The organism is Sphingobacterium sp. 40-24 (assembly GCF_001899705.1).
In the GTDB taxonomy this organism is placed as follows: Bacteria; Bacteroidota; Bacteroidia; order Sphingobacteriales; family Sphingobacteriaceae; genus Sphingobacterium; species Sphingobacterium multivorum.
Genome location: NZ_MKWH01000032.1, coordinates 81,094 through 94,127, shown reverse-complemented (window position 1 = coordinate 94,127; position 13,034 = coordinate 81,094). Strand labels below are relative to the sequence as shown.

General features: G+C 40.1%; 9 protein-coding genes. 7 read left to right on the top strand and 2 right to left on the bottom strand.

Translation table 11 applies throughout. The features are described 5' to 3' along the window. Nucleotides 1-80 precede the first annotated feature (80 nt). Nucleotides 81-1,472, bottom strand: coding sequence for a glycoside hydrolase family protein (locus BGP15_RS11645; RefSeq protein WP_286769595.1), 1,392 nt, complete (start codon nt 1,470-1,472; stop codon nt 81-83). Nucleotides 1,473-1,792: 320 nt separating this feature from the next. Here BGP15_RS11645 and BGP15_RS11640 point away from each other — a divergent pair, with 320 nt between their 5' ends. From BGP15_RS11640 to BGP15_RS11615, 6 genes are all read left to right on the top strand, one after another. Next, nucleotides 1,793-2,959 carry a porin gene (locus tag BGP15_RS11640; RefSeq protein ID WP_286769594.1) on the top strand — a complete coding sequence of 389 codons (1,167 nt, stop codon included), beginning with the start codon at nt 1,793-1,795 and terminating at the stop codon, nt 2,957-2,959. 20 nt (nt 2,960-2,979) lie between these two features. Beyond that, a complete protein-coding gene (locus tag BGP15_RS11635; protein WP_286769592.1) occupies nt 2,980-4,410 on the top strand; it encodes an anion permease in 1,431 nt (476 codons plus the stop codon). Between the two features lie 16 nt (nt 4,411-4,426). Next, nucleotides 4,427-5,083, top strand: coding sequence for a succinate dehydrogenase cytochrome b subunit (locus BGP15_RS11630; RefSeq protein ID WP_046673350.1), 657 nt, complete (start codon nt 4,427-4,429; stop codon nt 5,081-5,083). 12 nt (nt 5,084-5,095) lie between these two features. Then, a complete protein-coding gene (locus BGP15_RS11625; protein WP_286769591.1) occupies nt 5,096-7,012 on the top strand; it encodes a fumarate reductase/succinate dehydrogenase flavoprotein subunit in 1,917 nt (638 codons plus the stop codon). 11 nt (nt 7,013-7,023) lie between these two features. Next, nucleotides 7,024-7,773 (top strand): succinate dehydrogenase/fumarate reductase iron-sulfur subunit, encoded by a 750-nt coding sequence (locus BGP15_RS11620; RefSeq protein WP_286769590.1) that lies wholly within the window; start codon nt 7,024-7,026, stop codon nt 7,771-7,773. Nucleotides 7,774-8,021: 248 nt separating this feature from the next. Continuing rightward, a complete protein-coding gene (locus BGP15_RS11615) occupies nt 8,022-8,918 on the top strand; it encodes a polysaccharide deacetylase family protein (RefSeq protein WP_286769589.1) in 897 nt (298 codons plus the stop codon). Here BGP15_RS11615 and BGP15_RS11610 read toward each other — a convergent pair. After that, a complete protein-coding gene (locus tag BGP15_RS11610) occupies nt 8,915-9,295 on the bottom strand; it encodes a GNAT family N-acetyltransferase (protein WP_286769588.1) in 381 nt (126 codons plus the stop codon). The two genes, BGP15_RS11615 and BGP15_RS11610, sit on opposite strands and share 4 nt — an antisense overlap. Before the next feature lie 491 nt (nt 9,296-9,786). Between BGP15_RS11610 and BGP15_RS11605 the strand changes: the two genes are divergently transcribed. Then, on the top strand, nt 9,787-13,002 hold the full coding sequence (locus tag BGP15_RS11605; RefSeq protein WP_159332945.1) for a SusC/RagA family TonB-linked outer membrane protein: 3,216 nt from the start codon (nt 9,787-9,789) through the stop codon (nt 13,000-13,002). Nucleotides 13,003-13,034 lie beyond the last annotated feature (32 nt).

The following is a 13,034-nucleotide window of genomic DNA, read 5'->3' as shown; positions in this document are numbered from 1 at the left end:
AAAGATAGGGAACAGTGTATTAAAAGAAAAGAGGTGCCAAATAAGTAACATTTTAGCACCTCCATCTAGTAGGTCATCCTTTAGGATGCATTTGGAGCTGGATCAACATTCCAACCGGAAAGTATACCGCCATAGAAAAAGAAGGTGACGTAAAAATCCTTTTTGCTCACCTGATCAGTAACCAGGTATTTTTGAGTTACATCGTATGCATCTATTTTTTTATATTTTGATAATGCTATCGGGCTGGCAGCAGGGTTTTCTGAGCGTACCAAATCTTGTATCTTTTGGTTGATTAATTTCATAATACCTTCTTTTTTGAAAGGATTATTTTCGATTTTCACATGTGCCGAATGGGTTAAAGTTCCATTATTTTGCGCTTTTTTAGCTTTCGCAGCAGCTGTATAGTTTTTAAATTTTTCCCTTATCTGCGGATCTTTTAAGCTATGGATGGTAAAAATAGAAATTCCCTGCGCACCATTATTTAGCGCCTCATCCATATCGGCAAATATTTCTTCATTATTTTTAGCCATCAATCCACAATATAGCGTCGTATTTGCTCCTTTATCGCGCACATTTTCTAATGTACAATCTCTAATAAAGCTTGGATCTTCTGTATAAAAATTGCTGTATACCATCGGAAAAACAACATCCAAATTCCACTTACCCCAATCTTGGCGCACCATACGCGAAGCCATTTTGGGAGTCGGAAATGGGGATGCAGCCATTGTTTTACCATGGGAGTGAACGATGTCTGCAATCATATTGGCGATATCGGTTATCTGATCGCAACGAAATTGGCGCCATTTGAGATCTTTCGATGGATCTTTTTGTGCTCTCGGATCATAGCCATACTGTTTCTTGAACTTCGCTATTGCAATTGGATGGTAACCGTAATCCCAAGCTGGGTATTCACGATCTTGAACAATATTGTATTTAGGCCAAAGGGTTGTAGGGAGGACAACATCCACGTAGCGATTATAGTCAATAGAAATCCCCTCCAATCCCTCGACTTCACAATAGGATTCGATTTTTTTACGGATATACTCTTTTACTCCGGGCACAACAGGTGACAAGAATTTATAATAACCAACGTATGCAGTGGTATCTGCCAGACTTTTACCGTTTCGATTGACGCTGAACCAATCCGGATGTTCTCGGAGTATTTTATCCCTGTCATGTTCCAAGTTCATCGTCCAAAGCCACGCGATAACTTGGATGCCATATTTTTTTGCAATGGGAATTGCTACCCGATACTCGTCTGGACTGGCGGCATTTAACATTACGCCATCGATTCCTAAATAATTCATCTCACGGCAAATTGAATCAAAGTTTGTTTTGGCGTTGTAATCTAGCCAAGTCCAAAACATGGCGGGTTTTTCTTTGTCAGCGGCGTGGCTTGTGGTTATTGAAAAACCCTGAATGATCAGGAGAAGCAGGCAAATAAAACATGTCTTGATTAATTTTTCTTTCATAATATTTATCGATTCTAAAAATTGCATACCATAATTTACGCGCGAAGTTTTCAGTGAGTTCAATGGCTCCTTAAAAGATCAATCTGCGAATTTGAAAATTAGATTAGTTTAATGTTCGTCCGTGAAATTACACAAAAACATGGAATTTACACGACACCATTTTAGAGTCGGACTGGTTTTCTTACAGTTATTAAATTATATTAAAATAACAAAACATTTTCTAATGTTATCTGTTGTTACTACAATACCAAATCGAAGAAGTAACATTATTAACAACGAAAAGTAGGCCGGGCTACTCGCTAAGGCCAAATTGTTTTGATATGAAGAAACATTACATTCCACTCCTTATTGCGTGCTCACTATTGAATAACCTGGCCAAGGGGCAAGAAGTAGGGACCGAACAACAAAGCAAAGTAGATTCTGTAAAACTAACCAAGGATGATACGATTTATCCCAAGCTTCAGGTAAAAGGTTTATTTCAGGCCAGATACCTTGTGAGTGGCACAAAAGATGTAGACGTTAATGGACTGCATCACAGTGATGGTTCTGGTACGGACAACAATTTTATGGTGAAGTATATGCGCGTTCAGATGCGTGCTCAAATTAGCAAACGCACAGAGGTGGCAGTTTTGGCAAATCTCGCGGATTTTAAAAGCGATCCGAAAACAAAAGTTCTTGAAAATGCTTATTTGAAATATACATTTAGTCCCAAATTGGCGATCACAGTAGGCCAATTCCGTCCCTGGTTTGGTATTGAAGAGACCTATCCGATTGATATTATCAAATCATTGGATTGGTCTAATCAATATCTTGAGTTTGGCAAACTCGGCTGGGCAAGCTTTCAGATCGGCGTGGCAGCGACAGGCGAGACCACGCTTGGGGAAATGCCTTTTAGCTACTCGTTATCCGTGGTAAATGGAAATGGGAAAAATCAGGTAGTCGATAACGACAATGGCAAACAATATGCTACGCGTCTTGTCTTTGGCCTTTCGAAGAAGTATAGTGTTAACTTAGGGCTCAATGGGGGGATTGGCGAGGTTATGAAAAAACAGGTGCACGCATTGGGTGTTGATCTAACCGGAAATGTGAACTTTGGCAAGCGCTGGAATCTCGATATGCAGCTGGAAGCAAAACAGGCGATCAATCATAGCCTGTATTATTCGTTGGACGAGAGTGCTCGTAGCTCCAAATTGAGCGATTACCTTGTACGGGGTATTTATTTTCTTCCAAACTTAAGATACGAAGTAAATTATTTCAACCTAAGCGCTTTCGAGCTATCTTGCCGATATGAATACATTGATCCTAATTATAAACTAAATGCAAATGGACGTCAAACATACACACCGATGTTTGGTCTAGAATTTTTAAAAAATTATGGTGCAAGGATTCAGCTTGGTCTCCAGTTAGACCGGTATAAAAAGCAGACCGAAAATACCAGTGAATTCAATAAGAATTTATTTATTATTCAAGTACAAAGTCGATTCTAATTTATTAAACCTCGCTTATTATGAAAGAAATCAGTATTAAAAATATTGCCATCACTTTTCTTGTGGCACTCATTTTATGGTTTATCCCAATACCGAAAGGAGTCAGCCCAGAAGCTTGGCATCTCTTTGCTATCTTCGCAGCAACTATTCTTGGGATTATTTTAAAAGCAGCGCCGATGGGTACCATGTGTATGATGGCTATAGCATTTACCGCGCTGACACAAGTGTTGGCCCCCGGAGATGCTGGTAAATCCATTACCAAAGCTTTGACCGGTTTTGGCGACAAAGTTATCTGGCTGATCGGTATCTCTTTCTTTATTGCTCGCGGTTTCATAAAAACCGGTCTTGGCAATCGGATTGCATTTCTTTTCATTCGTGTTTTTGGAAAAAGTTCGCTCGGATTAGCTTATGGATTGGGATTGGCAGACGTCTGTTTAGCTCCAGCAATCCCGAGCAATACGGCTCGAGGTGGTGGTATTATCTATCCAATTATGAAATCCATGGCTATTAGTTTTGATTCCGTCCCCGATAAACCAGAGACACATCGGAAATTGGGATCCTATCTTACTTTAAATAGCTATTATATGAATCTAATAGCCTCTTCGATGTTTTTGACGGGGACGGCCAGTAATCCAATGTGTCAAAAGTTTGCTGCTAACCTGGGAATCGACATTACTTGGATGTCCTGGGCGATTGCAGGGTTCATACCTGGTATTGTCGCCTTTTTTGTGGTACCTCTTGTTCTTTACAAATTATATCCGCCTGAATTAAAAAAAACAGGGGATGCGCCGAAGATGGCTGCACAGAAACTAAAGGAGATGGGGCCTATTTCGAGGAATGAGTGGTTAATGCTTTTGGCATTCTTTATCTTATTGGCATTATGGATCTTTGGTGGATCCTTTTCAATTGATGCTACAACGACGGCTTTTATAGGTTTAACGCTACTGTTACTAACCTCTGTGTTGACCTGGGAGGATGTTAAAGCGGAGAAAGGAGCATGGGATACGATTGTTTGGTTTGCTGTGTTGGTCATGATGGCCAGTTCATTAAACGAATTGGGATTCATCGGCTGGTTTAGTGATTTGATTAAAGTACAGATTGGTGATTTGAGCTGGCAAATAGCCTTTCCTTTCATTATTCTTGTTTACTTCTTTAGTCACTACATTTTCGCTAGTGCAACTGCCCATGTAGCAGCGATGTATGCCGCTTTGTTGGGTGTCGGTGTTTCTTTAGGCATTCCACCAATGCTGCTTGCGATGATGCTTGGATTTCTAGGCTCCATCTATGGTGTATTAACACATTATGGCCATGGCCCTGCACCGGTATTTTTCGGAAGTGGCTATGTTGATTTAAAATCATGGTGGTTGCGTGGATTGGAAATCGGTATCGTATTATTGGTGATTTACATGGGTGTTGGTGGATTGTGGATGAAGGTTATAGGTTATTATTAAAAATTAGGATCTTATTATGTTATCTACTTTGTCAAAAAAGATGCTCATGTGCCTGACTGGATTGTTTTTAGCGTTCTTTTTGCTGATTCACTTCCTAGGGAACTTACAGCTATTCTTGCCGCAGGAACAAGCACATTTACAATTTAATGCCTACTCACATTTTCTAGCGGGCAATATCTTGATCAAGATTATCTCTTATGTACTTTATGCCAGCATTATCCTTCATGCCTTGGATGGCCTTGTTATTACCTTAAAAAATAAAAAGGAGGGAGCTGTTTATAAATCGGATCATCGCGGAAGAGCAAGCAAATGGTATTCGCGTAATATGGGAATTTTAGGTACTATAATTCTCATCTTTTTAGTTATCCATTTTCAGAATTTTTGGTATGTATACAAATTTGGTGCAACCCCGCTTGATGAGCGGGGGAACAAGGATTTATATGTTTTGGTGATCGCTGTCTTCCAACAGTGGTGGTACGTCCTTATTTATGTATTATCTATGATAGCCTTGTGTTATCATCTTATTCACGGGATTCATAGCGCAATCCGAACCTTAGGATTATTTCATCCAAAATTTGTCAAATGGTTTAAGATCCTTGGCATTGGCTATTCGGTTATCATTAGTTTGGGCTTTGCCATGATGCCCATTTATATATTCTTTACAGTAAACTAAAGCGGATAAATCATGATATTAAATTCAAAAATACCAGAAGGGCCATTGGATGAAAAATGGACACGCTATAAGAAGACTGCCAAATTAGTTAATCCCGCCAATCGCAAAAAATTGGATGTTATCGTGATTGGTACAGGGTTGGCGGGTAGTTCTATTGCAGCCTCCCTTGGCGAGATGGGGTATCAGGTGAAATCATTTTGTTTTCAGGACAGTCCGCGACGGGCGCATTCCGTCGCAGCGCAGGGCGGGGTAAATGCGGCAAAGAACTATAAAAATGATGGAGATAGCGTTTACAGAATGTTTGTTGACACCTTAAAAGGAGGGGATTTCCGTGCACGTGAAGCAAATGTATACCGCATGGCAGAATGCTCACTTAATTTGATCGATCAAGCTGTAGCCCAAGGAGTTCCTTTTGGACGAGAATACGGTGGCTATTTAAATAATCGCTCTTTTGGCGGCGTACAGGTAAGTCGGACGTTCTATGCAAGAGGCCAAACCGGGCAGCAGCTTCTTTTGGGCGCCTACCAGGCACTTATGCGCCAGGTAGGGAAGGGAACCGTGCAACTTTTTACACGACATGAGATGCTTGATGTTGTTGTTATCGATGGAAAGGCACGTGGTGTTATCGTACGTAATCTAGATACGGGCGATATTGAACGCCATGCGGCCCATACAGTTGTATTAGCAACAGGAGGTTATGGTAAAATATATTACCTATCGACCTTGGCCATGGGATGTAACGGTTCGGCAATCTGGCGCGCACATAAAAAGGGCGCATTAATGGCTTCTCCGAGCTGGATTCAGATTCACCCGACGTCCTTACCACAATCGGGCAGTTATCAGTCTAAATTAACCTTAATGTCAGAGTCTTTGCGCAATGACGGAAGAATATGGGTCCCCATGAAGGAAGGTGAGACGCGAGAACCCAACGCTATTCCGGAGGAAGAACGGGATTACTATTTAGAACGACGGTATCCCGCATTTGGAAATCTTGCCCCACGGGATATTTCCTCTCGGGCGGCAAAGGAACGGATCGATGCCGGCTTTGGGATTGGTCCACTCAAAAATGCTGTTTATCTTGATTTTGCGAAGGCTATCAGCGAACAGGGGAAACAGAAAATACAGGAAAAATATGGTAATCTATTTGACATGTATGAAAAGATTACGGGATATGATGCTTATAGCGTACCGATGATGATCTCACCGTCTGCACACTTTTCCATGGGCGGTTTATGGGTCGATTATGAGTTGATGACGAGTCTGCCAGGTTTATTTGCGCTTGGCGAAGCTAATTTTGCGGACCATGGTGCAAACAGACTTGGGGCAAACTCACTGCTTCAGGCATCTGTCGATGGCTATTTTATCGGTCCCTATACGATTGCCAATTATTTGGCAAACGATATTCATACGGGGAAAATTTCCACAGATCATATTGCGTTTGAACGTGCTGAAGAGGATGTTAGAAAACAAATCGACGTATTTTTGAAAATCAAAGGCAGTAAAACTGTGGATTATTTCCATAAAACACTGGGCAAAATACTCTATGACTATTGTGGGCTGGCGCGTAATGAAAAAGGGCTTCGCTATGCTATTGAAGAAATTAGAAAGCTAAAACAAGAATTTTTCAAGGACGTTATTGTCAGCGGCGAGGCCGATACTTTAAATAGCGAACTGGAGAAAGCCGGACGCGTAGCAGACTATTTTGAGATTGGAGAACTGATGTGTTATGATGCATTGACGCGAAATGAATCCTGTGGAGCGCATTTTCGGGAAGAATATCAAACTGCAGACGGAGAGGCGCTACGTAACGATGCCGAATATCAATTTATTTCCGCTTGGTTATGGAAGGGAGAAAATGAAGAACCTGAGTTGGTCAAAGAACCGTTGACCTTTGAAGAAATACAACCAACTGTTAGGAGCTATAAATAAAATGAATGATTATGGATTTATATCTTAAAATATGGCGACAAAAGGATCGCAATGCTACAGGCAAATTAGTGACCTACACATTAACTGACCTCAATCCGCATATGTCTTTTTTGGAAATGTTGGATATTTTAAATGAACAGTTGATAACAGGAGGAGAAGAGCCCGTCGAGTTCGATCACGACTGTCGTGAAGGAATTTGCGGACAGTGCGGAATGATGATTAACGGCATTGCACATGGGCCCCTTAAGCATACGACGACTTGCCAGTTACATTTACGTTCATTTAAAGACAAGGATACCATTACCATAGAACCTTTTCGTTCAGCCGCATTTCATATAAAAAAAGATCTAAAAGTGGATCGTTCCGCATTCGATCGAATTATTTCTTCCGGTGGATTTGTCTCTATCAATACAGGACAGGCTCCAGATGCAACAGCCATTCCTATTTCTCATGAATTAGCTGAATCGGCCTTTGACTCGGCAGCCTGTATAGGTTGTGGTGCTTGTGTGGCGACGTGCAAAAATGGCAGCGCGGCCCTTTTTACCTCAGCAAAGATCACCCATATGGCACTATTACCACAAGGAAAGGAAGAGCGTAGTCAACGGGTAATAAATATGATCAAACAAATGGATAAGGAGTCCTTCGGTCATTGTTCAAATACAGAAGCGTGCGAGGTAGAGTGTCCACAAGGCATATCAGTACTGAATATCGCACGTATGAATTTTGAGTATAACAAGGCACTATTTTTTAAAAAGAAATAAAGACCAACGGTCGAAAAAAGTGGCACGATAGTTTCTTATATCGGATTTATAATAAAGACTGAAGCCATAAAAAGAGCTATACCGGATTGTTGAAGATGACTCACCTTATCCCTGAAAGTAGGGATTTGTAAGATTTTATGGTTAATAAATAGGTTTTTGTAGTAATTTTGAAAAAAGAAATTCATTAAGTTATAGCGATTGATATGAAGTGTAGTAGGTTGTTTGTGGTACTTTTCATTTGTAGTATAGTGTTTAGTGTAACCGCATGTAAGGATTTTTCAAACAAAGTCTTGGGAAAAGGCGAACTGAAGGACACACTTACGGAGAAATTGGTTGTTAAGGAAAAAATACCACATTTGTTGAATAGGTGGGATTCGCTTCAGAAAAATCAGATACACTTTACAGTAGATAGTCTACACCCTGTTCCGATCAAACAACAAAAACGTGAGCTAAAGGACTCCCTGCGGAAAGCATTTGATAAGCAACCAAAACATATTTATTTGACTTTTGATGATGGCCCATTAATTGGTAGTGCTTTTATTGATTCTATTGCGAAAGAAAAAAACATTAAAGTGAGTGTATTCTTGATTGGTAAACATGCGAATATGAGCAAAGGAAGAAAACGCGATCTTGCCCGTTATGAATCCAATCCACTTATAGCCTGTTATAATCACAGCTATACGCACGCAAACAATCAATATTCAAGATTTTATAGTAACCCCCAAAATGCTTTTGCTGATTTTGAAAAGAATGAAAAAGATCTCCATTTAAAACATAAAATTGTTCGGCTTCCAGGAAGGAATATTTGGATATATGATAATGTTCGTAAGATTGACCTTAAGAATGGATCCAGCACAGCCGATCTATTGCACAAGAACGGATATACAATTTATGGCTGGGACGTTGAGTGGCGGCTTAATAGCGTTACTGGTACGCCCATACAGAGCCAAGAGTCTACCTTGTCTCATATCCGAAATTATATGAACAACAAAAGCTCAATGGTACCTAATAATGTTGTTTTCTTAATGCATGATGATATGTTTCAAACGCGAAAAGGGCAGCAGGAGTTATCCACTTTAATTGATGCATTAAAAAAAGAAGGCTACCAGTTTGAATTGATGCAAGATTATCCGATTAAGTATTAGATAGGTTCGTCAGCTGTCATCTCATCAAAACCCATTTCTTTTGCAATCTGATGAGCACCAAGAATTAACTTACCGCCAATTCCCTGTCCTTGAAACTGAGGTAGCACAGCGACAGGAGCCAAGGCAAGAGAATCGGATGTTTTTTGATTCTCTTTATCGATAATCTTCACCTTTGTCAGGAGTATATAGCCTGCTATTTCTCCTTCAACTTCTGCTACCATTGACAGTTGTGGTATAAATTCTACTCTCCTTCTTAGTTTTTCTACTAAAATGTGCTCTTGATGATCGCTATACTGTTCGTTTTCAAAAGCGAGTCGGATCAGTTCGAATACAATCGTTGTGTCACTTGACTTTTCTGGCCTAATATTTACAGTCATAGTTTTTTTGTAGATACAACTATTTCTTCGCTATTAATAAAGCCGTTTTTGGCCCCATTATTTGTAGGTACATAGTTGTTTAGAAAAAATCAATTATAGATCTAATTATATAGGATAAATATGCGTATTAATATTTGAAAAATTGATAATATAGTTTCTAAATGATAAAAAGTACTTTTCTTCAGGACTCTCTATTTGCAGTGTTTTACTAGTTCTTTGATCTTGCGTTGAGTAGCAAAAGCGCTGGAAACAATTTTGAGAAAATGAATTTACAATTGATTTGTTTACAACCAATAGGCTGGTTATCAATCGTTTAATAATATGAGTGTTAAATAGTGTAAAAATAACACTTGCAATGTATATTTATTTTCGTATTTTCATATTAAATAAACAATTATAAATCGCCTCCAGTAGACACCTAAACCGATACGTCTTAGAGGTAAAAAAAAATAACTAATTAAACACAAAATTTAAACAATTAAACAGTTTTTATGATTAACTGCCATTATTTCTCAAATCAATGGAAGAGAGCGTTTTGGACTGGATCATTGTGCTCATTAGTGGCCTTGAGTCCCCAAATCGTCGATGCTACAACCCTCGCAAGCTATGGAATTCTCTTTCAACAGGAGCAAAGTGTTTCTGGAACGGTGCATGATGAATCTGGAATGCCAATTCCTGGAGTAACAGTTTCCGTCAATGGAACAAAGCTAGTAACTAAAACCGACGTTCAAGGTAGATACAAGTTAGACAAGGTCCCCGCAAGTGCGATTATTAATTTCCGGATGGTCGGCAAACAATCTATGGATGAAGCTGTAAAAGGAAGACAGACCATTGATATCACACTTCTTAATTCGGAATCGAATCTCGAAGAAGTCGTTGTTGTTGGTTACGGAAAGCAACGCAAAGAGACTGTCACCGGTGCCGTAGCCACTGTGAAGGGAAGCGATCTAGCACAATCACCGGCGTTGAACGTTTCCAATGCATTAACAGGACGCGTCCCGGGCGTTACAGCGACCAACGGCAGCGCCGAGCCTGGCTACGATGGTTCCAATATCAAAATTCGGGGAACGAATACACTGGGTAATAGCAGTCCCTTAGTCGTTATTGATGGAGTTCCTGCGCGTGAAGGAGGAATTGATCGTATTAATCCCCGAGATATAGAAAATATCTCGGTTCTAAAAGATGCTTCTGCTGCTATTTATGGAGCCAGGGCGGCCAATGGGGTTATTCTCGTTACGACAAGAAGAGGAAAAACAGGAAAACCGCAGTTTTCTTATACGTTCAACCAGGGGTATTCCCAACCTACCGTTATTCCTAAATTAACAGATGCCTCCCAGTTTGCGGCAATTAGAAATGAACTCGAAATTTATAACCTCCCTGTTGAAGAATGGTCTGCTGCTTATACAGCGATCAACGAGAAAGGCAGTTACAATAAACAAGGTGGAGGAGTTTTGGATGCGCCGTTTAAACCAGAAGATATCCAAAAGTTCAAAGACGGATCAGATCCTTGGGGGCATCCCAATACTGACTGGTATAAAGCTACGCTAAAAAACTGGTCACCTCAACAGCGCCACAACCTCCAAATCAATGGCGGTACTGAGGATGTCAAGTATCTGATGTCTTTGGGGTATCAAAATCAGGATGCCTACTATAAAAATTCGGCTACAGGTTATAAACAGTATGACTTAAGGATTAATCTGGACGCCAATATAAGTCAGTATATCAAAACACAATTTGGTGTTTTAGGAAGACAGGAAAACCGAAATTTCCCCACCAAGAGTGCTGGCACGGTCTTTAGAATGCTGATGCGGGGAAATCCAACACAACCAGCAATATGGCCGAATGGAATGCCGGGACCAGATATCGAAAATGGCGAAAACCCCGTGGTAATTACGACCAATGCGACAGGTTACGATCACGATAAACGCTACTATTTTCAAACAAATGGTCAGGTTGAGATTACAAATCCCTGGATAGATGGTCTTAAATTAACACTTAATGCCTCTGTTGACAAATATGTAAAAAATCAAAAAACATGGGTTACACCCTGGACTTTGTATTCTTGGCAGGGCGCTTATGAGGCCGATGGCAGCACACCACAACTGGTTCCTGGAAGACGTGGGCCTGCCGATCCAAATTTAAACCAAAGCAATGAAGATCAACTGAATATCTTACTTGGTGGAATCTTAAGCTTTGAGCGGAAATTTGGTGACCATCAGGTAAATGCTATAGCCGGTATCAACAGAGAAACAATTGATAATGATAAATTCAGCGCGTATCGTCGCTATTTTCTTTCAAATGCGATCGACTATCTTTTTGCCGGTGGAGAACAGGAAAAAAATAACGATGGATCTGCATGGAAAAGAGCGCGGCTAAATTACTTTGGGCGATTTGGCTATAATTATAAAAGCAAGTATATCGCAGAATTCCTTTGGCGTTATGACGGATCGTATATGTTCCCTGAAAGTGAACGGTTCGGTTTCTTTCCAGGTGCCATGGCGGGATGGGTCGTGTCGGAAGAGAATTTCTGGAAGGAAAATGTCCCTGTGATTAATTATTTCAAGATCCGTGCGTCATATGGCCAGATGGGTAATGACAACATCTACTATGATGATAAGTTACAAGAATATCAATATTTTTCAACCTATTCCTTTGGTACTTATATCGTCAATGATAAGCTAGCCAAAACCCTTTTTGAAAGCCGTGTTCCTAACGAGATGATTACTTGGGAGGTTGCAAATAACTATAATTTAGGGTTTGATTTTCAATTTTTACAAGGAAAGTTGAATTTCGAGTTTGATATTTTTAAAAATCGCCGTAATTCCATTCTGTGGAGAAAAAATGCATCAATACCACAAAGTACAGGGATGACATTACCGGCAGAAAATATTGGTAAAGTGGATAACAAGGGTTGGGAATTTAACTTAGGTTATCGTGGCAAGGTGGGAGATTTGGGGTACACGGTAGGTGTGAATGGTGGTTATGCTAAAAACAAAATTATCTTCTGGGATGAAGCCCCAGGCGCCCCTGCATGGCAGCAAAGTACAGGTAAACCTATCAAAACGGATATCTATTATGTCTATGACGGCGTATTCCGTGACATGGAAGATATTGCCAACAATAAATTGGACTATAGTGCCATTACGAAAACTTTACGCCCTGGAGATATGAAATATAAAGATTTCAATGGTGACGGAAAGATTACCCCGGATGACAAAGTAAGGCGAGACAAGAATAGTGACCCAACATTTCAGGGAGGTTTCAATTTTAGTCTGACCTATAAGGATTTTGACTTATCGGTACTATTTCAAGGAGCTACAGGAGGAGAGATACGTGTAGGAACGGATGAATCTGGATCTATCGGAAATTTTGTGGAAGAATTCTATGATAAACGCTGGAGCATCAGTAACCCAAGTAGCGTTTATCCACGTTTGACAGACCGTGGCAATCAATATTATTCTTATAACAATACCTATTGGATGCGGAGTACCGATTATTTGCGGCTTAAAAATGTGGAAATAGGATATAATCTAGCCTCAAGCATTTGTAGTAAAATTGGCATTGGTTCTTTACGTCTATATGCAAATGGCATGAATTTAATAACGTGGAGTAAGATCAAAATGTATGATCCAGAAGCCGTTAATGCATTAGGGCAATATTATCCGCAGGCAAGATTGATTAATTTTGGCGCATTATTATCGTTCTAACCAACTGTCATATTAAGAACTTAACGAAGAAG